This is a genomic window from Streptomyces sp. URMC 124, assembly GCF_051386455.1.
Classification (GTDB): Bacteria; Actinomycetota; Actinomycetes; order Streptomycetales; family Streptomycetaceae; genus Streptomyces.
The window spans coordinates 60,808-83,550 of record NZ_JBPQTS010000002.1; the positions used below are offsets into that span (position 1 = coordinate 60,808).

Consider the following 22,743-nt stretch of genomic DNA (forward strand, 5'->3'; position numbering starts at 1 on the left):
GCCCTGGGGGAGAACGGGGAGGCGCAGTGAGCAGCGTGCCCGACGGCGGGCGGACCTCGCGGGTCACCATCCGTCTCGTCGTCATCCAGATCCTCGTCTTCTCCCTCCTTTTCACCCTCGCCGGCCGCCTGTGGTACCTCCAGATCCGCAACGGCGACGAGTACACCGCCGAAGCCGCCGACAACCACATCCAGCAGGTCGTCGCCCCCGCCACCCGCGGCTCGATACTGGACGCCCGCGGCGTCCCCCTCGCCGACAACGAGACCCGCCTCGTCGTCTCCGCGAGCCGCACCGACCTGATGAAGATGAAGGACAAGGGCAGGACCGTCCTCACCCGCCTCGCCGGAGTGCTCGGCATGAAGCCCGAGGACGTCGCCGCCAAGGTCCGGCTGTGCGACGCCAAGACGCCCAAGCCCTGCTGGGCCGGCTCGCCCTACCAGCCCATCCCCATCACCGACGAGGCCACCACCCAGCAGGCCCTGCAGATCCGCGAGCGCGCCGAGGACTTCCCCGGCATCACCGCCGAGCCCACCGCCGTCCGCCGCTACGCGGGCCCCGGCGGCTCCAACACCGCCCAGGTCCTCGGCTACCTCTCGCCCGTCACCGACGAGGAGATCATCAAGGCCAAGGCCGGCCGCTCCCCGCTGCTGCGCTCCGACCAGGTGGGCCGCTCCGGCCTGGAGCGGCAGTACGACTCCCAGCTGCGCGGCAAGGCGGGCGTCACCCGCTACGAGGTCGACAACCTCGGCCGCGTCATCGGCAAGGCCAAGAGCGACAAGGCCGTCCCCGGCTCCAACGTCGTCACCAGCATCGACGCCCGCGTGCAGGCCATAGCGGAACGGGAGCTGGACCAGGCGATGAAGGACGCCCGCAAGGAGGTCGACCGGAACACCGGCACCAACTACAAGGCGGACGCGGGCGCCGTCGTCGTCATGGAGGCGAAGACCGGCCGCGTCGTGGCCATGGCCTCCAACCCCACCTACGACCCCAACGCCTGGGTCGGCGGCATCTCCGCGAAGGACTACCAGGACCTCACCGGCAAGGACTCCGGCTTCCCGCTGCTGAACCGGGCGATCCAGGGACAGGCGGCCCCCGGCTCGATCTTCAAGGTCGTCTCGGCCACCGCCGCCGTCAGGGCGGGCTACGCCTTCAACGACAACTACAACTGCTCGGCCTCGTACTCCATCGGCAACCAGGTCTTCAAGAACTTCGAGTCCAAGGGCTACGGCCCCATCAACCTCGGCCGGGCCCTGGAGGTCTCCTGCGACACCGTCTTCTACGACCTGGCCTACCGCCAGTGGCAGAAGGACGGCGGCAACAACCCCAAGCACCCGGGGGACTGGTTCTACAAGACCGCCCACGACTTCGGCCTCGGCAAGGTGACCGGCATCGACCTGCCCAACGAGGTCTCCGGCCGCATCCCCGACCGCGAGTGGAAGAAGAAGTACTGGGAAGCCAACAAGGACTCCTGGTGCAAGCAGGGCAAGACCGACACCAGCTACGCCGGGCAGATCGCCAAGGAGAACTGCGAGTCCGGCATGCGCATGCGCGCCGGTGACTCCGTCAACTACTCCATCGGCCAGGGCGACACCCTCGTCACCCCCCTGCAGATGGCCACCATCTACGCCGCCATCAGCAATGGCGGCACCCTGTGGAACCCCACCGTCGGCAAGGCCGTCATCAGCCCCGACGGCAGGACCGTCCAGGAGATCGCCCCGAAGTCGCACGGCAGGCTGCCGTTCGACGGCAGGACGCGCGACCAGATCGACGCGGCCCTCGCCGGCGTCGCCACGCAGGGCACCGCCGCCTGGCGCTTCGAGGGGTGGCCGCAGAAGGAGATCCCGATGCACGCCAAGACCGGCACCGCCGAGGTCTACGGCAAGCAGACGACCTCCTGGTTCGCGACCTACACCGGCGACTACGCCGTCGTCATGACGATCTCCCAGGGCGGCACCGGCTCCGGAGCCTCCGGCCCCGCCGTGCGCAACATCTACAACGCCCTCTACGGCGTGGACGAGAAGGGCAAGATCGACGCCAAGAAGGCGCTCCTGCCGCACCCCCAGACCGGCCTGCCGAAGGTCGAGAAGGACGGCACCATCGAGGCCCAGCCCATCGAGCCGCCCCCGCCCAGCCCCTCGGCCCGGAAGGAGGAGGAGAAGGACACGTGACCGCCACCGACGGCTACCGCGCCCGCCGCTACAGCCCCGAGCGCTCCGCCTGGGGCCGCCTCACCGCCCGCGACTCCGTCCTGCGCCGCCTCGACTGGGTGATGGTCTGGGCCGCCCTCGCCCTCTCCGGCATCGGCACCCTCCTGGTCTACTCGGCCACCCGCAACCGCACCGAGCTCAACCAGGGCGACCCGTACTACTTCCTGCTCCGCAACATCCTCAACACCGGCATCGGGCTGGGCCTGGCCGTCGGCGCCGTGTGGGTCGGCCACCGCGCCCTGCGCGGCGCCGTGCCGATCCTCTACGTCATCTCCGTCCTGCTCACCATCGCCGTCCTGACCCCGCTCGGCGCCACCATCAACGGCGCCCGGTCCTGGATCCAGCTCGGCGGCGGGTTCTCCCTGCAGCCCTCCGAGTTCACCAAGATCACCATCGCGCTGGGCATGGCGATGCTGCTCGCCGCCAAGGTCGACGCGGGGGAGCGGCTCCACCCCGACCACCGCACCGTCATGGAGGCCCTCGGCCTCGCCGCCCTGCCGATCGTCATCATCCTGCTGATGCCCGACCTCGGCTCGGTGATGGTGCTCGTTGTCATCGTCCTCGCGGTGCTCCTGGCCTCCGGCGCCTCCAACCGCTGGGTCGCCGGGCTGATCGGCACCGGCGTCCTCGGCTGCGTCCTCATCTGGCAGCTCGGCGTCCTCGACGAGTACCAGATCAACCGCTTCGCCGCCTTCGCCAACCCCGCGCTCGACCCCTCCGGCGTCGGCTACAACACCAACCAGGCCCGCATCGCCATCGGCTCCGGGGGCCTCCTCGGCTCCGGCCTCTTTCACGGCTCCCAGACCACCGGGCAGTTCGTGCCCGAGCAGCAGACCGACTTCATCTTCACCGTCGCCGGAGAGGAGCTCGGCTTCGTCGGCGCCGGCGCGATCATCTTCCTCGTGGGCGTCGTCATCTGGCGCGCCTGCCGCATCGCCCGCGAGAGCACCGAGCTCTACGGGACGATCGTGGCGGCCGGGATCATCGCCTGGTTCGCCTTCCAGTCCTTCGAGAACATCGGGATGACGCTGGGGATCATGCCGGTGACGGGCCTGCCGCTGCCGTTCGTCTCCTACGGCGGGTCGTCGATGTTCGCGGCGTGGATCGCCATCGGCCTGCTCCAGTCGATCAAGGTGCAGCGACCGGTTTCGGCGTAAACAGGCGCGAACGCGGCTGCCTCGTGGGACCCCGGCGCACTAGATTCGCCTTATGGCGGACACTCTGCGCGAGATCGAGCGGAAGTACGAAGCCGACGCCCCCGCGGCAGCGGCCGCGCTGCCCGACCTGAGCCGCGTCGCGGGCGTCGCGGCCGTCACCGGCCGGGACACCCACGAACTCGACGCCGTCTACTACGACACCGCGGACCGGCGCCTGGCCGCGGCCGGCATCACCCTGCGCCGCCGCACCGGCGGAACCGACGCGGGCTGGCACCTGAAGCTGCCCGTCGCGCCCGGAGTGCGCGACGAGATCCGGGCGCCCCTGTCCCCGGACGTCCCCCGCGCCCTCACCGACCTCGTCCGCGCCCGCGTCCGGCACGCCGCCCTCGTCCCGCTCGTCCGCATCCGCTCCCGCCGCGACGTCAGCCGGCTCCTCGACGCCCGGGGCGCGCTCCTCGCCGAGGCCAGCGCCGACCGCGTCACCGCCGACCGCCTGACCGCCGGCGGCCGCAGCGCCCGCTGGACCGAGTTCGAGGTCGAGCTCGGCGACGGCACCGACGCCGCCTTCCTGGACACGGTCGAGGAGCACCTCCGCGAGGCCGGCCTGCGGCCCTCCGACGCGCCCTCGAAGCTCGCCCGGGCACTGGCGGAGACCGAGGGAGGGAGGCAGCCGAAGAGGCGGGGGAAAGGGCAGAAGGCGAAGGAGCAGGGGCCGGTCACCGCCGGGGAGCACGTCCTCGCCTACATCAGCCGCCAGGCCGACGCCCTCCTCGCCTACGACACCGCCGTCCGCCGCGACGCCGAGGACTCCGTCCACCAGATGCGCGTCGCCACCCGCAGGCTGCGCAGCGCCTTCCGCACGTACCGGGACGTCCTGGACCGCAGGGTCACCGAACCGCTCGTCACCGAGCTGAAGTGGCTCGCCGAGGAGCTCGGTGCGGACCGGGACCGCGAGGTCGTCGCCGGGCGGCTGGCGGACGGCCTGGCCGCGCTGCCGCGCACGCTCGTCCTCGGGCCGGTCCGCGCCCGGCTGCGGATCCACGCCGCCGACCGCGCCAGGGGCACGCGCAAGCGCCTCGCAGCCCTCCTCGACAGCGAGCGCTACCTCACCCTCCTCGACGCGCTCGACGCCCTCCTCGCCGACCCGCCCCTGCGCCGCGCGGCCGCGCTGCCCGCGCCGGAGGTGCTGGCCGGGGCCGTCCTGCACGACTACGAGCGCCTGGCCGGGCGCATCGGACACGCCCTCGTGTCGCGCCCCGGCCCCGAGCGCGACACCGCCCTCCACGAGGCCCGCAAGGCGGCCAAGCGGGCGCGCTACGCCGCCGAGGCCGCGGTGCCCGCGCTCGGCAAGCCGGCCAAGCGCTTCGCGTCCCGCATGAAGGACGTCCAGACGCTCCTCGGCGACCACCAGGACAGCGTCATGACCCGCACCGTGCTGCGCACGCTGGCGGTCCGGGCGCACGCGGCGGGGGAGAGCACGTTCACGCTGGGGCTGCTGTACGGCCGGGAGGAGCAGCAGGCGGCGCAGGACGAGCGGGAGCTGCCGGAGGTGTGGGCGAAGGCGTCGCGGAAGCGCTACCGGGCCGATCTCCAGTCGTGACGGGTCACTCCGCGGGCACGTTACTCTTGAGGGTCACCCCTGTCCGCTCATGAGAGACATTGCGATGCCTGTCGAGTCGGTCTTCCCGCGCCTGGAAGCGCTTCTCCCGCACGTCCAGAAGCCCATCCAGTACGTCGGTGGAGAGCTCAATTCCACGGTCAAGGAGTGGGACTCCACGGACGTCCGCTGGGCGCTCATGTACCCCGACGCCTACGAGGTCGGCCTGCCCAACCAGGGCGTCATGATCCTCTACGAGGTCCTCAACGAGCGCGAGGGCGTCCTCGCCGAGCGCACGTACAGCGTGTGGCCGGACCTCGAGGAGCTCATGCGCGAGCACGAGGTGCCGCAGTTCACCGTGGACAGCCACCGGCCGGTCAAGGCGTTCGACGTCTTCGGCCTGAGCTTCTCCACCGAGCTCGGCTACACCAACATGCTCACCGCGCTCGACCTCGCCGGCATCCCGCTGGATGCCAAGGACCGCACGATGGACGACCCGATCGTCCTGGCGGGCGGTCACGCCGCCTTCAACCCCGAGCCGATCGCGGACTTCATCGACTGCGCGGTCATCGGCGACGGCGAGCAGGCCGTCCTGGAGATCACCGAGATCATCCGGGCCTGGAAGGCCGAGGGCCGCCCCGGCGGCCGCGAGGAGCTGCTGTTCCGCCTCGCGAAGACGGGCGGGGTGTACGTCCCGGCGTTCTACGACGTCGAGTACCTGCCGGACGGCCGCATCGGCCGCGTCGTGCCCACCAAGTCCGGCGTGCCGTGGCGCGTGTCCAAGCACACCGTCATGGACCTGGACGAGTGGCCGTACCCGAAGCAGCCGCTCGTGCCGCTCGCGGAGACCGTCCACGAGCGCATGTCCGTCGAGATCTTCCGCGGCTGCACCCGCGGCTGCCGCTTCTGCCAGGCCGGCATGATCACGCGCCCCGTGCGGGAGCGAAGCATCACCGGCATCGGCGAGATGGTGGACAAGGGTCTGAAGGCGACCGGCTTCGAGGAGGTCGGCCTGCTGTCGCTGTCCTCCGCGGACCACACCGAGATCGGTGACATCGCCAAGGGCCTGGCGGACCGGTACGAGGAGGACAAGATCGGTCTGTCCCTCCCCTCCACCCGCGTGGACGCCTTCAACGTCGACCTCGCCAACGAGCTGACCCGCAACGGCCGCCGCTCGGGTCTGACGTTCGCCCCCGAGGGCGGCTCCGAGCGCATGCGCAAGGTCATCAACAAGATGGTCTCGGAAGAGGACCTGATCCGCACCGTCGCCACGGCGTACGGCAACGGCTGGCGCCAGGTGAAGCTGTACTTCATGTGCGGCCTGCCGACCGAGACCGACGAGGACGTGCTCCAGATCGGCGACATGGCGGTCAACGTGATCGCCAAGGGCCGCGAGGTCTCCGGCTCCAACGACATCCGCTGCACCGTCTCCATCGGCGGCTTCGTGCCCAAGCCGCACACGCCGTTCCAGTGGGCCCCGCAGCTCTCCGCGGAGGAGACGGACGCCCGCCTGGAGAAGCTGCGCGACAAGATCCGCGGCGACAAGAAGTACGGCCGTTCCATCGGTTTCCGCTACCACGACGGCAAGCCCGGCATCATCGAGGGCCTGCTCTCGCGCGGTGACCGGCGCGTCGGCGCGGTCATCCGCGCGGTCTACGAGGACGGCGGCCGCTTCGACGGCTGGCGCGAGCACTTCTCGTACGACCGCTGGATCAAGTGCGCCGAGCGGACGCTGCCCGAGCAGGGCGTGGACGTCGCCTGGTACACGACGCGCGAGCGCACCTACGAGGAGGTCCTGCCCTGGGACCACCTGGACTCCGGTCTCGACAAGGACTGGCTCTGGGAGGACTGGCAGGACGCGCTCGACGAGACCGAGGTCGAGGACTGCCGCTGGACCCCGTGCTTCGACTGCGGCGTGTGCCCGCAGATGGACACGTCCATCCAGATCGGCCCGACGGGCAAGAAGCTGCTGCCGCTGTCCGTCGTCAAGTAAGGACATGTGTTCGAGTGGGGGGCCTGCCGGGTTGGCAGGCCCCCCGCTGCACGTACTCTAGGTAGCAGTACGACCGCACTCACGAAGGAATCAGACCACTGGGCAAGCGACAGCCCGAAGGCCCCCCGCCCGCACCCGCGGTGCAGCGCGTTCGCCTGCGCTACACCAAGCGAGGCCGCCTCCGGTTCACCAGCCACCGTGACTTCCAGCGGGCCTTCGAGCGCGCCCTGCGGCGCGCCGAGGTGCCCATGGCGTACTCGGCGGGATTCACCCCGCACCCCAAGGTGTCGTACGCCAATGCCGCACCCACCGGCACGGGCAGTGAGGCCGAGTACCTGGAGATCCAGCTCGCCGAGGTGCGCGAGGTCGGGCAGCTGCGCAAGCTGCTCGACGAGTCGCTGCCGGACGGCCTGGACATCACGGACGCCGTGGAGGCCCGCACGTCCTCCTTCGCCGACCGGCTGGAGGCTTCCGTCTGGGAGCTGCGGCTGGACGGCGTCGAGGCCGCGGACGCCGAGCGCGCCGTGGCGGCCTTCATGGCCGCCGAGCAGGTGGACGTCCAGCGCCGCACCAAAAACGGGTTGCGGACCTTCGACGCCCGTGGTGCCGTGATCCGGCTCGAAGCGCGGGACGCCGCGGCCGATAGGCCCGGCGACGGTCCCTGTGCGATACTGCGGCTGGTTGTTCGGCATGCCACACCCGCCGTTCGACCCGACGACGTCCTGTCCGGTCTCCGCGCTACGGCCGACCTGGCGCCGCCGGTCCCCGCTGCGGTGACCAGGCTGGCGCAGGGGCTGCTCGATGAGGAGTCCGGCACGGTGACCGACCCGCTCGCGCCCGACCGCGAAGCCGCCCCGGCCTTCCCCACCACGGCCGCCGGGCCGAGCCCCGCCGGCGATGCGCAGGTGCCGGAAGGTTCCGCGTAAGGACGGCCGTCGAAGCGCCGCCGGACACCAGGGAGCCACCCGGTGCGGCAGGCGCACTGACCAGGAGACTTTCGCCGGTGCCGATGAGCATCGGACCCGGCGAGCGAGACGACAGCTCCCGTGCGGCGACCGCGCCCCGGACGGCGGTACCGCGCTCATCACGCGGACCGGCGGGCCGGAACCGGCGCGGCGCCCGGGAGCGTGACGGGAGAACCGCCCGCATGCTCGAATCCATTGAGCCCACCGAGCCCGGCTCGGCCGGGACCGAAGACAACAGCCCCAGCGACACGCTGCCGGCACGTCGCCGCCGCCGTGCGGCTTCCCGCCCCGCGGGACCGCCGGCCGCGCCCGCAGCCTCTTCCGAGGCCCCCGAAACCGCCGCCGCACCCGCGGCGCAGGCCCCCGCCGAGGCCGAGGCCCCGGCCGCTCCGTCGACGCCGGCCCGCCCGCGCCGCCGGGCCACCCGCAAGGCCACCGCGCCCTCGGGTGCGCCGAAGGCCGCCGAGCCCGCCGTGGAGACCGCCCCCGAGGTGGCCGAGTCCCCGCAGCAGGTCGATCTGGCCGCCGAGCCCGTCGAGGAGCCCGCGGCCGAGCCCGCCCCCCGTACGCGCCGCCGCGCTACCCGTAAGGCCACCGCCCCGGCGGGTGCGCCGAAGGGTGCGGAGGCCGTCGTCGAGCCGGTCGAGCCGGCCGTCGCCGCCGCCGTCGCGGAGGAGGCCGCCGAGGCCGAGGAGACGGAGGAGGCCCCGGCCGCCCCCGCCCGTCCGCGCCGTCGTGCCACGCGTCGCGCTTCCGCCCCTGCGGGTGCCCCGCAGGCGGCCGAGCAGGTGACCGAGCCCGCCGAGGCCCCGGCCGCCGCCGCCCCGGCCGCCGAGGAGGCCCCGGAGGCCGCCGAGGCCGCCGCCCCCGCCCGTCCGCGCCGCCGCGCCGTGCGCCGTGCTTCCGCCCCGGCGGGTGCGCCGCAGGCCGCCGAGCCCGCTGAGCCGGTCGTCGCCGAGGCCGTCGCCGAGCCCGTGGAGGCTCCGGCCGCCGCCGAGCCGGCCGCCGAGGCCGCTGCCCCCGCCCGTCCGCGCCGCCGTGCCGTGCGCCGCGCCTCCGCCCCGGCCGGTGCGCCGGAGGCCGCCGAGGCCGTTGTGGAGGCGGCCGAGCCGGTCGCCGAGCCCGTGGCCGAGGAGCCGCAGGAGGCCCCCGCCGCCCCGGCTCGTACGCGCCGCCGCGCCACCCGTAAGGCGACCGCTCCGGCGGGTGCCCCGCAGGCCGCCGAGCAGGTGACCGAGCCCGCCGAGGCTCCGGTCGCCGCCGAGGCCGTCGCCGCGCCCGAGGAGCAGGCGCCCGCCGCCGAGCCCCGTGGCCGCCGCACGCGCCGCCGTGTCGCCGCGGGTGACGCCGAGCAGGCCGCCGCCGCCCTGGAGGCCGCCAAGGAGGCGAGCCGCGCCCGCGAGGCCGCCCAGGCCGCGCCGGCCGCCGAGCCCGCGGCCCCCGCGCGTGGCCGCCGCCGCGCCGTGCGCCCCCCGACGGCCGTCTTCCAGGCGCCCGTCTTCACCGAGCCGATGTTCCAGACCCCGGAGACCGCCGCGGCTGCCGCTGCTGCGGCCGCCGAGGAGGAGCAGGTCGAGGTCGAGGCCGAGGTCGTGGAGGAGCGCGCCGTCGAGGCGCAGCCCGCCGGCCGCCGCCGTCGCCGCCGTCGCGGCGAGCCCGCCGAGGTCGAGCAGGTGGAGGCCGCCCCGGCCGCCGCCCCGGCCGCCGCCCCGGCCGAGGAGGAGCCGGAGGCCGAGGAAGAGGCCGAGGTCACCGCGGAGGACGAGGAGCAGGGCGAGCGCCCGTCGCGCCGTCGTCGCCGTGGCGGCCGCCGTCGCCGCCGTGGCGAGGCCGCGGACGCCGAGGGCGAGCTGGAGGACGAGCAGGCCGCCGAGGCCGAGGAGGCCGAGGCCCGCGAGGAGGAGCCCGAGGAGGCCGAAGAGGCCGAGGGCAGCTCCAGCAGCCGTCGCCGCCGTCGCCGTCGCCGCCGCAGCGGTGAGGCCCTCGACACCGAGCCCGGTGCCGACGAGCCCGAGCGCACGGTCGTCAAGGTCCGCGAGCCCCGCAAGCGCGAGGAGCGCGAGCCCGGCACCGGCTTCGACGAGGTGCAGTCCATCAAGGGCTCGACCCGTATGGAGGCGAAGAAGCAGCGCCGCCGCGAGGGCCGCGAGCAGGGCCGCCGCCGCGTGCCGATCATCACCGAGGCCGAGTTCCTGGCCCGCCGCGAGGCCGTCGAGCGAGTGATGGTCGTCCGCCAGAGCGGCGAGCGCACCCAGATCGGCGTGCTGGAGGACAACGTCCTCGTCGAGCACTTCGTCAACAAGGAGCAGGCCACCAGCTACGTCGGCAACGTCTACCTGGGCAAGGTCCAGAACGTGCTGCCGTCGATGGAGGCCGCCTTCGTCGACATCGGCAAGGGCCGCAACGCCGTCCTCTACGCCGGCGAGGTCAACTTCGAGGCGCTCGGCATGGGCAACGGCCCGCGCCGCATCGAGACCGCGCTGAAGTCCGGCCAGTCCGTGCTCGTCCAGGTCACCAAGGACCCGATCGGGCACAAGGGCGCGCGTCTGACCAGCCAGGTCTCCCTCCCGGGCCGCTACCTCGTGTACGTCCCCGAGGGCTCGATGACCGGCATCAGCCGCAAGCTGCCCGACACCGAGCGCGCGCGTCTGAAGACCATCCTCAAGAAGATCGTCCCCGAGGACGCGGGCGTGATCGTGCGCACCGCCGCCGAGGGTGCGAGCGAGGACGAGCTGCGCCGTGACGTGGAGCGCCTGCAGGCGCAGTGGGAAGAGATCCAGAAGAAGTCGAAGCAGATCTCGACGAGCTCGCCGAGCCTGCTCTACGGCGAGCCGGACATGACCGTCCGCGTCGTCCGCGACATCTTCAACGAGGACTTCTCCAAGGTCATCGTCAGCGGTGACGGCGCCTGGGAGACCATCCACGGCTACGTCTCGCACGTCGCGCCCGACCTGGCCGACCGCCTGCAGAAGTGGACGTCGGACGTCGACGTCTTCGCCACGTACCGGATCGACGAGCAGCTGATGAAGGCGCTGGACCGCAAGGTCTGGCTGCCCAGCGGCGGCTCGCTGGTGATCGACCGGACCGAGGCGATGGTCGTCGTCGACGTCAACACCGGCAAGTTCACCGGCCAGGGCGGCAACCTGGAGGAGACGGTCACCAGGAACAACCTGGAGGCGGCCGAGGAGATCGTGCGCCAGCTGCGGCTGCGCGACCTCGGCGGCATCATCGTGATCGACTTCATCGACATGGTGCTGGAGTCCAACCGGGACCTGGTGCTGCGGCGCCTGCTGGAGTGCCTGGGCCGGGACCGCACCAAGCACCAGGTCGCCGAGGTGACCTCGCTGGGCCTGGTCCAGATGACCCGCAAGCGGGTCGGCCAGGGCCTGCTGGAGTCCTTCTCCGAGTCCTGCGTCCACTGCAACGGCCGCGGCGTCATCGTCCACATGGACCAGCCGGCGTCCGTCGGCGGTGGCGGTGGTGGCGGCGGCAAGCGCGGCAAGAAGAAGGGCAAGGGCGCGGGTGCCGCGTCCGAGCACGAGCACGTGCACGAGGCGGCTCCGGCCGCCGAGGAGGCCCCCTCGATCGTGGAGGCCCCCGCGGCCGCCGCCGTCGAGCCGGCCCCCGAGGCGCCCGAGCTGGAGCCGGTCGCCGTGACGGAGGCCCAGCTGCAGCCGTCGGTCGGCGGTGACGAGGAGTGGTTCGGCAGCCCCGCGGAGGCGGAGTCGGCGGCTTCCAAGCGTGGCCGTACGCGCCGCCGGGCGACCCGCAAGGCGTCCGCCCCGGCCGGTGCGCCGCGGGCCGCCGCCGTGACCGAGCCCGAGGTCGTCGTGGAGGCGCCTGCCCCGCAGGCCGCCGCCGAGCCGGTCGCGGAGCAGGTCGCCGAGGCCGCCGAGCCGGTGGCGGAGTCCGTGGTGGAGCCCGTGGTGGAGGCGGCCCCGGCCGCTCCCGCCCGTGCGCGCCGCCGGGTGACGCGCCGGGCCTCCGCGCCCGCCGGCTCGCCGTTGGACACCGAGGCGGCCGTCGTGGTCGTCCCGGCCGTGGCCGCGGCCGCGGAGCCGGAGGCCGCGCCGGTGGAGACCCCGGCCGCGGAGCCGGTCGCCGAGCCGGTCGCCGAAGGCGCCGAGGATGCGGAGGGCGTCGCCGAGGCCGAGGCCCCGGCCGAGAAGCCCGCCCGCAAGACGGCCGCGAAGAAGGCCACCGCCAAGAAGGCTCCGGCGAAGAAGGCCGCTGCCAAGAAGACGGCGGCCAAGAAGACGACGACCGCGAAGAAGGCCACGGCCAAGAAGACCGCCACCAAGACGGCGGCCAAGAAGGCCCCGGCCAAGCGGACGACGAAGAAGGCCGCGGAGGCGATTGCCTCTACGGAGGAGTGAGAACTCCGGGCTGAGCCCGGCCGGTGACGGTCGGGCTCAGCCCGGCACCGCCGGGCTGCACCGTAGGGGTTACTCGCCGTTGCGACGCGGTGGAGCCCGGCGGTGCCGAGCTCGGCGTGGTCGTACGTGCCCGGCGCGAAGACGGCCTCCCCGGCCGAGGGGCCGGTTTGACCCGTTCGTCAAGGGCACGTAATCTTGACGGTCGGTGTCTGTTACGGCGCCACGCCACTGAGCAAACACCTTCCGGTTCCGCCGGAAGAGGCCGCTCGTCCACTCGGACAGTCACGGGCCCGGCCCGTGCGAGCGGCTGGCATCAGAGGTCCCCTTTACTAGCGAGAGAGTGAGATCCGCGTGTACGCAATCGTGCGTAGCGGTGGTCGCCAGCACAAGGTTGCTGTCGGCGACATCGTCGAGGTTGACAAGATTTCCACCGGCAAGGTGGGCGACGCGGTCGAGCTCTCGACGCTGCTCGTCGTCGACGGCGAGAACGTCACCAGCGACCCGTGGGTCCTGGCCGGCATCAAGGTCTCGGCCGAGATCGTCGACCACCACAAGGGTGCCAAGATCGACATCCTGAAGTACAAGAACAAGACCGGTTACCGCAAGCGCATCGGTCACCGCCAGCAGTACACCGCGGTGAAGATCACCGGCATCCCCACGGCTGCGAAGTAAGGGACTGAGGAGACATGGCACACAAGAAGGGCGCATCGTCCACCCGGAACGGTCGCGACTCCAACGCTCAGCGGCTCGGCGTGAAGCGCTTCGGCGGTCAGGTCGTCAGCGCCGGTGAGATCCTGGTCCGCCAGCGTGGCACCCACTTCCACCCGGGCGCCGGTGTCGGTCGCGGTGGCGACGACACGCTGTTCGCGCTGCAGGCCGGTGCGGTGCAGTTCGGCACCCACCGTGGCCGCAAGGTCGTCAACATCGTTCCGGCTGCCTGATCCACTAGGATCCTGACGCCGTAGAGCGATACGCGAGGGCGGACCTCCCTTCCCTGCCGGGAAGTGGGGCCGCCCTCGCTGCGTTACAACAGAGACAATCCCGCACTCCCCCAGCCTTCGGCCGGGGGGACCCCCAGGAGGCACACCGCTATGACCACCTTCGTGGACCGCGTCGAGCTGCACGTCGCCGCGGGTAACGGAGGCCACGGCTGCGCCTCCGTTCACCGTGAGAAGTTCAAGCCGCTCGGCGGCCCGGACGGTGGCAACGGCGGCCGTGGCGGCGACGTGATCCTGGTCGTGGACCAGTCGGTCACGACACTGCTCGAGTACCACCACAGCCCCCACCGCAAGGCCACCAACGGCAAGCCCGGCGAGGGCGGCAACCGCTCCGGCAAGGACGGCTCCGACCTGGTCCTGCCCGTCCCGGACGGCACCGTCGTCCTCGACGCCAAGGGCAACGTCCTGGCCGACCTCGTCGGCGAGGGCACCACCTACATCGCCGCCCAGGGCGGCCGCGGCGGCCTCGGCAACGCCGCGCTCGCCTCGGCCCGCCGCAAGGCGCCCGGCTTCGCGCTGCTGGGCGAGCCCGGCCAGACGGGCGACGTCGTCCTGGAGCTCAAGACCGTCGCCGACGTGGCCCTCGTCGGCTACCCGAGCGCGGGCAAGTCCTCGCTGATCTCGGTGCTCTCCGCCGCCAAGCCGAAGATCGCCGACTACCCCTTCACCACGCTCGTCCCGAACCTGGGCGTGGTCACGGCCGGCGCGACCGTCTACACCATCGCCGACGTGCCCGGTCTGATCCCCGGCGCCAGCCAGGGCAAGGGCCTCGGCCTTGAGTTCCTGCGCCACGTCGAGCGCTGCTCGGTGCTCGTGCACGTGCTGGACACGGCGACGCTGGAGTCCGAGCGCGACCCGCTGACCGACCTCGACGTCATCGAGGCGGAGCTGCGCGAGTACGGCGGCCTGGAGGACCGGCCGCGCATCGTCGTCCTCAACAAGGTCGACATCCCCGACGGCCAGGACCTCGCGGACATGATCCGCCCCGACCTGGAGGCCCGCGGCTACCGCATCTTCGAGGTCTCCGCCGTCTCCCGGCAGGGCCTGAAGGAGCTGTCCTTCGCGCTGGCCGGCATCGTCGGCGAGGCGCGCGCCGCCAAGCCGAAGCAGGAGGCGACCCGCATCGTCATCCGCCCGAAGGCCGTCGACGACGCGGGCTTCACCGTCACCCTGGAGGAGGACGGCCTCTACCGCGTGCGCGGCGAGAAGCCGGAGCGCTGGGTGCGCCAGACCGACTTCAACAACGACGAGGCCGTGGGCTACCTGGCCGACCGCCTCAACCGCCTCGGCGTCGAGGAGGAGCTGATGAAGGCCGGTGCCCGCGCGGGCGACGGCGTCGCCATCGGCTCCGAGGACGACGCGGTCGTCTTCGACTGGGAGCCGTCGATGGCCGCCGGTGCGGAGATGCTGGGCCGCCGTGGTGAGGACCACCGCCTCGAGGCACCGCGGCCTGCGGCGCAGCGGCGTCGCGACCGAGATGCGGAGCGGGACGAGGCGGACCGCGAGTACGACGAGTTCAACCCGTTCTGACGGGGCGCGCCCCGTGCCCCGTCAGGGGCGCGGGGAACTGCGCGCTCAGCCGAAGACGGCCTGCAGGCGACAGCGTGCAGCATGCGTAAGGCCCCCTGGGAGGGAAACCTCTCAGGGGGCCTTCGTCATGCGGGGGCAGCCGGTGCGGGCCGTCCGTGGTTGCTCGCGCAGTTCCCCGCGCCCCTGGCGGGGCGCGGGGCTGACGTGGCGTTACACCGCGGCGGCCGCGTCCGCCTCGCGCTGGGTCGGGATTTCGGAGGCGCGAGCCTCCATCCGCGCCCGGCGGGCGTCGGCCTCGGCGGCCAGCGCCAGCGCTGCCGCGTTGAAGCGGACGAGCGACGGCGGGTCGGACGGGCCGAGCAGCTGGACCTTGAGCTCGGCGCGGGCCTCGGCGAGGCCGTCCAGGCGGGGGTCGCGGACGGCCGCGAGCAGGCCCGCGACCTCGCCGGCCTCCGGCGTGAGGATGGTCGCGGCGCTGACGGTCGGGAAGTTCGTGCGGAACTCCTCCTCGGTCATGCCGCTGGTGTTCGCGACGGCGTACGGCTTCTCGCTGATCAGGTAGTCCGAGACGACGCTGGAGACGTCGCTGATCAGGACGTCCGCCTCGTTGAAGCAGCTGAAGAGCGCCGGGCGGGCGGTGGTGATGATCTGGTGCTCCCACTCCGGCAGGGAGGCCCAGTAGGCGGCCTCCCAGGCGGCGGTGGCGGCCTCGACGGTCGCGGCACGGCCCGGCTCGGGCGTGCCCTGGAGCATCATCCGCTCGATCTCGTCCGCGCTGTCGCGGAAGGTGCTCGTGGTGAGGCGGTCCAGTTCGGCCGTGCGGCGGTCGAGCTCGGCGGCGGCCTCGGAGCCCGGACGGGCGCCGCTGCGGGCGGCGTTGGCCTCGCGGATCATGGCCTGGATGCGCTCGTTGGCGCGGCCCGCGCGCGGGTCGACGGAGCCGGTCATGGGGTGCGGCTTGTAGAGCAGGCGCACCTTGGGGTCGGCGAGGAGCGTGCGGACGATGTTCTCGCCGGCGAGCATCACCGAGGTGTTGCCCGGGTTGCCGTCCCAGCCCTCCCAGGTGGGGGCGTAGAGGACGGTGGTGAACTCGCGGGTGGGCGCGCCCGCGTACGGCCGGATCGGGGCCAGCTGCGGGCGGCCGACCTCGACCACGTCGCGGTCGTCGACGCCGATGTCGGCGAGCTGGTAGCGCTCGCGGGCGGCGGGGCCGGCGACCCAGATCTCGTCGTACGCCTTGGAGTAGGGGTTGCAGCTGGAGAGCTTGTCGCTCTCGCCGTGGTTGATGAAGGCGTGCTTGATCGACGGCATCCGCAGGACCTGCGAGGTCTTACCGGAGTTCGCCGGGTGGATCATCATCTTCAGCGAGGACTTCTCCAGGGCCATCAGGTGGACGACCTTGGGGATGCAGATGATCGGCACGTCGGTGGCCTCGATCTTCTGCACCATGAAGCGCTCGCGGAGCACGATCACGGGGTTGCCGTCGAGCGCGGCGAGGGTGGAGAGCCACATGTTGGCCTGGTAGGCCGAGGTGGTGCCGCCCGAGAAGTACATGCCGGCGGTCGGCTTGTAGTCGGCCAGCCAGCGGTCGAGCCACTCCAGGGCGCGCTGCTCGTCGGCGATGCGCTTCTTCGGGCGCAGCCAGCTCGCGAGGTGGGCGGTGCCGGCGGCCGCGAGCAGGAGGGCCAGGCCGACGCCGAGCATGCCCCACAGGGGCTTCTCGGTGCCGACGGTGACCAGCAGGCCCGCGGTGGCCGGGATCGCGAAGCGCAGCAGCCGGCGGCCGTGCTGGCGGGCCAGCAGGCGCGGCGGTGCGGCGGTCAGGCGCAGGCCTGAGGTGTCGATGTTGCGGGTCACGAAGGGCAGCGTGCGGCTGCGCCGGACCATGATCGCGGTGGCCTGGCAGGCGAGGTGCGCGGCGTAGAAGAGGACGAGCCCGACGAAGAGGGGGGCGTATCCGCGCAGCGAGCCGTCGCCCTGGAGCCGCAGGAGCCCGAGGAGGATCAGCATGTCGCGCAGCAGCTGCCGGACCATGACGTCGAAGCGGACCTTGCCGAGGACGGCGACGAGACCGGGGTCACGGTGCTGCAGGTAGAGATCGAGGGCGAGCCCCGCCGCGGAAGCGGCGATCAGCAGCGGCACGTGGGGCAGCAGCGCGCCGACGAGCTGCGTGGCGAAGAACACCAGCATCGCGAGCAGCGCCGCGGCCTGCACGGCGCGTCGGGAGGCTGTTCCGGCAGAAGGCACTGGGAGGGCTCCTGGCAGGCGGACTAGGGGGGACTGTGGGCGTGGGGGAACCGTGCCTGGGCAACGGTCGACTACCGACCGTATGACGCGGGCTGGTCCACGAGCAATCTTCCGTGACGGCAATCATCGCAAAACAGGGCCGAACGACCACAATCCCAGACGGTAGATTTGCGGGCCTGAGGCAGCCCGGAAGAGGCGGGCGACCGGCGAAACACCTGGGGTGTGTGCAGTGACTGGGGCAGGGGAGCAGCAAGGGGCCCGCGAGGCGGCGGTGGCGGGGGCCCGCAGGATCGTGGTCAAGGTGGGGTCCTCCTCGCTCACCACCGCGGGCGGGGGGCTGGACGCGGACCGCGTTGACGCGCTGGTCGACACCCTCGCCAAGACCACCGGCGAGAAGGAGGTCGTGCTGGTCTCCTCCGGCGCCATCGCGGCCGGCCTGGCCCCGCTGGGCCTCGACCGCCGCCCGCGCGACCTGGCGCGCCAGCAGGCCGCCGCGAGCGTGGGCCAGGGGCTTCTCGTGGCCCGTTACACCGCGTCGTTCGCCCGTTACGGCCGGCGCGTGGGCCAGGTGCTGCTCACGACGGACGACACCAGCCGTCGCGCGCACTACCGCAACGCCCGCCGGACGCTGGACCAGCTGCTGGCGATGGGCGCGGTGCCGGTCGTCAACGAGAACGACACGGTGGCCACGGACGAGATCCGCTTCGGCGACAACGACCGGCTGGCCGCCCTCGTGGCCCACCTCGTCCGCGCCGACCTGCTGGTCCTCCTCTCCGACGTCGACGGCCTCTACGACGGCGACCCCAGCACGCCGGGCACCTCGCGGATCGCCGAGGTCACCGGGCCGAAGGACCTGGAGGGCATCTCGATCGGCAGCGCGGGCAAGGCCGGGGTGGGCACCGGCGGCATGGTCACCAAGGTCGACGCCGCCCGGATCGCGGCCGCCGCCGGCATCCCGGTCGTCCTGACCTCGGCCAGCCAGGCGGCGGACGCCCTCGCGGGCCGCCCCACCGGCACGTTCTTCCACCGCACCGGCCGCCGCTCCGCCGACCGCCTGCTGTGGCTCGCCCACGCCTCCACGCCGCGCGGCGCCCTGACGCTCGACGACGGCGCCGTACGGGCCGTGGTCGACGGCACCGGCTCGCTGCTGCCCGCGGGCATCGCCGGGGTCGAGGGCGAGTTCAGCGCGGGCGATCCGGTCGAGCTGCGCGACGCCGCCGGCCGGGCCGTCGCGCGCGGGCTCGTGGCCTTCGACGCGGGGGAGATCCCCCAGCTGCTCGGCCGCTCCACCCGCGACCTGGCCCGGGAGCTCGGACCGGAGTACGAGCGCGAGGTCGTGCACCGCGACGACCTCGTCGTGCTGCGCCGCTGACAGGGGCCGCTGACAGGGATCGTGCTCGCGCCGCCGAGGGGGATCGTGCTGCGCCGCTGACGGGCGTCGAACACGGCGCGACAGTGTGACGACGGAGTGTGGTAAGTCCAGCCTTTCCATGGGGCCTTTCCGTAAAAACGCCACGCGGCCGCCCCCGGACTGGTCAACTTTGATGCGAGGCACATGCGGGGAGCCGTTCCGGGCAGGCGCTTTCCCGCGTACCACCGCTCCGCCGCACGCACGCGGAGCAGCGAGCAACAGGAGGCCGCCGGTGAGACGAGGGCGCCCAGGGGCGCTGCCCCGCGCTGGAGGCACGCCGCCGGTCACGGCTGCGGGCACCTCCGCCCAGGCCCGCGGGGCCGTGGCGGAGCCGCGCACGCTGACCAGCATCGGGGGCGGGGGCGGGGGCGATGCGGTGGAAGTGTCCCGGCTGTGGCACATCACCCTGAGCGTCTCGGGTGCCGAGGCGCCGCTCGCCGAGGTCCGGCGGGCGCTGGAGCAGCTCGCCCACGACCACCCCTTCCTGCTGACCAGCCGCTACGCCCACGACCACGCCGAGATCCGCTACTGGGAGGAGGCGCGCGACCTGCACGACGCCGCGGCGGTCGCGCTCCGGCTGTGGGGCGAGCACCGCTCGACGGCCCGGCTCCCGCCGTGGGAGATCGTGGGCCTGGAGGTCATCGACCGCGAGACGTACCACCAGCGCATCGCGGAGGGCTACGGCCCGCTTCCGGCCACGCCGGTGGGGGTGCACCCGTTCTGAGCGGCGGGCCGCAGGGCGTCCACAGTCCGGAACACGTGGTGGCCCCCGCCCCCGCGCGATTACCCTTCGAGCCATGAGCAGCGTTTTCCCCTCCCCCCTCGCCGACCCGATGCCGCAGTCCCCGGTGCTCCGCGCCGCCTACCGCGCCCGCGCCGCCGCCGCGGACCTGGCGCCACTGCCGCGCTCGGTGAAGGACGAGGCGCTGCTGGCGATCGCCGACGCCCTGGAGGTGCGGACGAAGGAGATCGTCGACGCCAACGCCGAGGACGTGGCCAAGGCCCGTGCCGCCGGTACGAGCGAGAGCGTCGTCGACCGGCTGACCCTCACCCCGGAGCGGGTGCGGGCCATCGCCAAGGACGTCCGTGACGTCGTCGCCCTGCCCGACCCGGTGGGCGAGGTCGTGCGCGGCTCCACCCTCCCCAACGGCATCGACCTGCGGCAGGTCCGGGTGCCGCTCGGCGTCGTCGGGATCATCTACGAGGCCCGGCCCAACGTGACCGTCGACGCGGCCGCCCTGTGCCTGAAGTCGGGCAACGCCGTCCTGCTGCGGGGCTCCTCCTCCGCGTACGCCTCCAACACCGCGCTCGTGCGCGTCATCCGCGACGCCGTGGGCGGCGCCGGCCTGCCCGCCGACGCCGTGCAGCTGGTGCCGGGCGAGAGCCGCGACTCCGTGCGCGAGCTGATGCGCGCCCGCGGCATGGTCGACGTGCTGATCCCGCGCGGTGGCGCCTCCCTGATCCGCACGGTGGTCGAGGAGTCCACGGTCCCCGTGATCGAGACGGGCACCGGCAACTGCCACGTGTACGTGGACGCCCGGGCGGACCTGGACATGGCCGTGGAGATCCTCGTCAACTCCAAGGCGCAGCGCGTGAGCGTGTGCAACGCGGCCGAGACCCTCCTCGTCCACCAGGACATCGCCGCGGAGTTCCTGCCGAAGGCGCTCGCGGCCCTCGCGGAGGCCGGCGTGACGGTGCACGGCTGCGAGCGCGTCCTCGCGCTGGCCGAGGGAAGCCCGGCCACCGTGGTCCCGGCGACCGTCGAGGACTGGGAGACCGAGTACCTCTCGTACGACATCGCCGCGGCCGTCGTGGACGACCTGGACGCCGCCGTCCGCCACATCCGGCTGTGGTCCTCGGGCCACACGGAGGCCATCGTCACCACCTCGCAGGCCGCCGCCCGCCGGTTCACCCAGCTCGTGGACTCCACGACCGTCGCGGTGAACGCCTCGACGCGGTTCACGGACGGCAGCCAGTTCGGCTTCGGCGCCGAGATCGGCATCTCCACGCAGAAGCTGCACGCGCGCGGCCCGATGGGCCTGCCCGAGCTGACCTCGACGAAGTACATCGTCACCGGCGACGGCCACGTGCGCGGCGGCGGGCTTCCCGCGAGCTGAATTCCCCTACGGGCCGCGCGGATTGACCCTTCCGGGGCTACGCTGGACGGGTGCCGGACGACGTGGGGGGCCAGCCGTTCCCGGACGGCGAGGAGCCCGACAGCTACCGCAGCGGGGACGATCCCTTCGCCTCCGTGGTCTTCGACGAGGAGTTCGTGCGGTCCGCGAGGATCCACGAGCCCTCCGCGGTCGAGCGGATGCTCGCCGCCGACCGGGCCCGCGCCGAGAGCGAGACCTCGCAGTCCGCTCAGCGCTCCCGGCCCGGCGGCGGCCCCGCCGACGACGATCCCTACGACGACTACGAGGACGGCTTCGGCGGCGCCGCGCCCGGGTACCACCCGGGCCGTGCGGGCACCTGGCCCACCCTCACCCACGACCTCGACCCCGACGACGCCTACGGGCCGTACGGCCGCCACGGCGGCCCCGGGCGGCCCTACCGGGGGCACGCCCGCTGGCACCGCCCGGTGGCCTGGGTGCTCGCGGTGGTGATGGGCATAGGCGTGGTGGCGCTCGCCTTCGCCGCCGTCTACCGCAGCGCCTCCTCGGGCAATCGGCCGAGCTCCGGTCCGCCGCCCGCGACCAGCGGGGTGGACGCCCCGGCGGGGGCGCGGCCGGGGCCGTTGCCCTCCGTATCGGCGGATTCCGAGCCTCCGGTGGCGTCGGCGGTGCCCCGGCCCTGAACGACGGGGGAATCTGCCGGGGAGCCGCCCGGGAACCGCCCGGTCCGGGCCAGGGGCTCACCCCTCGCAACCACCGTGACCAGCACATATGTGCGTGGCCACGGCAGGCGGATTTTCTTCGGAACTTGTCGTGTACCAGGGCGTTTACCGAAGCCCCGGCAGACCTACTCTTGATGTATGGACGGGCCTGGAGACCCACCTGAGGGCACGCCCGAGGGTGTCCCGGCAGGTGGAGACGACGAATACCGATCCGTCGTCTTCGACGAATCGTTCGTCCGCGCTGCCCGGCTCCAGGAGCTCTCCGCCAGCGAGCGCATGGGTGACCACGCGCTCGCCGTCCGTAACCGGCACCTGTGGTCGAGGGTCAGCACCTCACGCCAGGTGATCGTCCTGGTGATCCTCATAGCCCTGGCCTTCGGCACGGCCGTCTACATGGGATTGCGCCATCCCTACAAGGACCCCGCCGTGCCGGCCGCCGAGCCCATGCGGGCCACGCTCGTGCCGCTCGCGCCGCACGGCTCCGTGCCCGGCGGCAGCGCGCAGGAGCTGTTCGGGCGCAGCCCCGCCGCGCAGTTCCGGCTCGGCACCGAAGGGGTCAACCTGCCCGCCGCGCGCAGCACCCAGCACTTCTCCGAGAGCCAGGTGATGGCGGCCCTCGCCGCCGCCAAGGAGTACACGGTGAAGTCGGCGCTCGACCCCGCGGTCCTTACGGGCGGCGCCCAGCGGACCGTCCGGCTGCTGCTGGACCCCGCCCAACTCGACCAGTTCGACCGCAGCTTCGACCGGCCCGCCGACGACGGGCGGCACGCGGCCACCGGCTGGCTCGTGCGCTTCGATCCCGCGCAGGTCGCCCTCGTCGACACCCCCGTGCGCACCCGCGGCGTCTTCTCGATCACCGAGAGCGGGCCCGCCACGCTGGAGGTCTCGGCCGACCACACCTTCGTCTACGCCCTGCGGCCGGCGAGCGCGGCGGCCGACCGCAGCGCTGACGCGGACAAGTCGTCGCTGTTCACCGTGCGGCGGGCGATGAAGTTCCGCTTCGACCGGGAAGGGCTGCAGGAGCACCACCTGATCGTCGTCCAGAGCTATGTGCAGGCCGGACCCGAGTCCTGCTCGGCCGACGACGAGGTCTACCTGCGGCCGCTGCTCGCCGGCCAGAAGCCGGTCGGGTCCGTGCCGGGCGACACGGACCCGTACGCCACGGATCCGGCCACCGCCGCGGTCTGCGGCTCCCTGGCCGCCGGCGCCCTACCGGCCCCTCCGGGCGCCGCCCGGTAGCCCCCAGGGCTCGCGGCAGCCCGGCACCGCCGGACAGCGCGGTGTCGGCTGAGCGCCGCGGCGGCGGAAAAAGCCTGCCGACGGGCAGAGGTGGCCAGCAAGCCGACAAGCCCCTCCCGCCGCACCGCAGCAGGGCCGCCGGCCCGGCAAATCCTTCCGCCGCAGCGGCGCGCAACCCCTGCCGGTC

At 73.1% G+C, this 22,743-nt stretch carries 15 protein-coding genes; 14 read left to right on the forward strand and 1 reads right to left on the reverse strand.

What is annotated here, in order from left to right:
* The first annotated feature begins 26 nt into the window (after positions 1–26).
* The 9 genes from mrdA to obgE all read left to right on the forward strand — a co-directional run bounded on the left by mrdA (position 27) and on the right by obgE (position 14,823).
* Positions 27–2,168, forward strand: coding sequence for a penicillin-binding protein 2 (gene mrdA / locus ACSNOG_RS00845; RefSeq protein ID WP_436750527.1), 2,142 nt, complete (start codon positions 27–29; stop codon positions 2,166–2,168).
* The gene (gene rodA, locus ACSNOG_RS00850) at positions 2,165–3,364 is read left to right on the forward strand and encodes a rod shape-determining protein RodA (protein WP_436750528.1); all 1,200 of its coding nucleotides are present in this window, start codon (positions 2,165–2,167) and stop codon (positions 3,362–3,364) included. Before mrdA ends, rodA begins: the two co-directional genes overlap by 4 nt.
* A 52-nt stretch (positions 3,365–3,416) precedes the next feature.
* Entirely contained in the window at positions 3,417–4,964 is a 1,548-nt protein-coding gene (locus tag ACSNOG_RS00855; RefSeq protein WP_436750529.1) for a CHAD domain-containing protein, read from the forward strand.
* Positions 4,965–5,028: 64 nt separating this feature from the next.
* Positions 5,029–6,954 (forward strand): TIGR03960 family B12-binding radical SAM protein, encoded by a 1,926-nt coding sequence (locus ACSNOG_RS00860; RefSeq protein WP_436750530.1) that lies wholly within the window; start codon positions 5,029–5,031, stop codon positions 6,952–6,954.
* Between the two features lie 140 nt (positions 6,955–7,094).
* Positions 7,095–7,880 carry a TIGR03936 family radical SAM-associated protein gene (locus ACSNOG_RS00865; RefSeq protein ID WP_436750531.1) on the forward strand — a complete coding sequence of 262 codons (786 nt, stop codon included), beginning with the start codon at positions 7,095–7,097 and terminating at the stop codon, positions 7,878–7,880.
* Positions 7,881–8,101: 221 nt separating this feature from the next.
* Positions 8,102–12,295 carry an Rne/Rng family ribonuclease gene (locus tag ACSNOG_RS00870; RefSeq protein WP_436750532.1) on the forward strand — a complete coding sequence of 1,398 codons (4,194 nt, stop codon included), beginning with the start codon at positions 8,102–8,104 and terminating at the stop codon, positions 12,293–12,295.
* Positions 12,296–12,646: 351 nt separating this feature from the next.
* Entirely contained in the window at positions 12,647–12,967 is a 321-nt protein-coding gene (gene rplU, locus ACSNOG_RS00875) for a 50S ribosomal protein L21 (protein WP_030366503.1), read from the forward strand.
* A 14-nt stretch (positions 12,968–12,981) separates the two neighbouring features.
* Positions 12,982–13,236: a 50S ribosomal protein L27 gene (rpmA, locus tag ACSNOG_RS00880; RefSeq protein ID WP_008738950.1), complete on the forward strand. Its 255-nt coding sequence runs from the start codon at positions 12,982–12,984 to the stop codon at positions 13,234–13,236.
* A gap of 150 nt (positions 13,237–13,386) precedes the next feature.
* Positions 13,387–14,823 (forward strand): GTPase ObgE, encoded by a 1,437-nt coding sequence (gene obgE / locus ACSNOG_RS00885; RefSeq protein WP_436750533.1) that lies wholly within the window; start codon positions 13,387–13,389, stop codon positions 14,821–14,823.
* Between the two features lie 210 nt (positions 14,824–15,033).
* On the opposite strand, the gene ACSNOG_RS00890 is transcribed toward obgE, so the two are convergent.
* Positions 15,034–17,070: a hypothetical protein gene (locus ACSNOG_RS00890; RefSeq protein ID WP_436750534.1), complete on the reverse strand. Its 2,037-nt coding sequence runs from the start codon at positions 17,068–17,070 to the stop codon at positions 15,034–15,036.
* 271 nt (positions 17,071–17,341) lie between these two features.
* Here ACSNOG_RS00890 and proB point away from each other — a divergent pair, with 271 nt between their 5' ends.
* The 5 genes from proB to ACSNOG_RS00915 all read left to right on the forward strand — a co-directional run bounded on the left by proB (position 17,342) and on the right by ACSNOG_RS00915 (position 22,556).
* A complete protein-coding gene (proB, locus tag ACSNOG_RS00895) occupies positions 17,342–18,442 on the forward strand; it encodes a glutamate 5-kinase (protein WP_436750555.1) in 1,101 nt (366 codons plus the stop codon).
* Between the two features lie 271 nt (positions 18,443–18,713).
* Complete coding sequence (locus tag ACSNOG_RS00900; RefSeq protein ID WP_436750535.1) at positions 18,714–19,205, forward strand: hypothetical protein; 492 nt, start codon at positions 18,714–18,716, stop codon at positions 19,203–19,205.
* Positions 19,206–19,278: 73 nt separating this feature from the next.
* Positions 19,279–20,598 (forward strand): glutamate-5-semialdehyde dehydrogenase, encoded by a 1,320-nt coding sequence (locus tag ACSNOG_RS00905; protein ID WP_436750536.1) that lies wholly within the window; start codon positions 19,279–19,281, stop codon positions 20,596–20,598.
* Positions 20,599–20,648: 50 nt separating this feature from the next.
* Complete coding sequence (locus ACSNOG_RS00910; RefSeq protein ID WP_436750537.1) at positions 20,649–21,278, forward strand: hypothetical protein; 630 nt, start codon at positions 20,649–20,651, stop codon at positions 21,276–21,278.
* A gap of 177 nt (positions 21,279–21,455) precedes the next feature.
* On the forward strand, positions 21,456–22,556 hold the full coding sequence (locus ACSNOG_RS00915; RefSeq protein WP_436750538.1) for a hypothetical protein: 1,101 nt from the start codon (positions 21,456–21,458) through the stop codon (positions 22,554–22,556).
* Positions 22,557–22,743: the final 187 nt, after the last annotated feature.

Coding starts and splice junctions, on each gene's coding strand:
- ACSNOG_RS00855 (WP_436750529.1), top strand. CDS start 3,417: ATGGCGGACACTCTGCGCGAGATCGAGCGGAAGTACGAAGCCGACGCC.
- ACSNOG_RS00860 (WP_436750530.1), top strand. CDS start 5,029: ATGCCTGTCGAGTCGGTCTTCCCGCGCCTGGAAGCGCTTCTCCCGCAC.
- ACSNOG_RS00870 (WP_436750532.1), top strand. CDS start 8,102: ATGCTCGAATCCATTGAGCCCACCGAGCCCGGCTCGGCCGGGACCGAA.
- rpmA (WP_008738950.1), top strand. CDS start 12,982: ATGGCACACAAGAAGGGCGCATCGTCCACCCGGAACGGTCGCGACTCC.
- obgE (WP_436750533.1), top strand. CDS start 13,387: ATGACCACCTTCGTGGACCGCGTCGAGCTGCACGTCGCCGCGGGTAAC.
- ACSNOG_RS00905 (WP_436750536.1), top strand. CDS start 19,279: ATGAGCAGCGTTTTCCCCTCCCCCCTCGCCGACCCGATGCCGCAGTCC.
- ACSNOG_RS00915 (WP_436750538.1), top strand. CDS start 21,456: ATGGACGGGCCTGGAGACCCACCTGAGGGCACGCCCGAGGGTGTCCCG.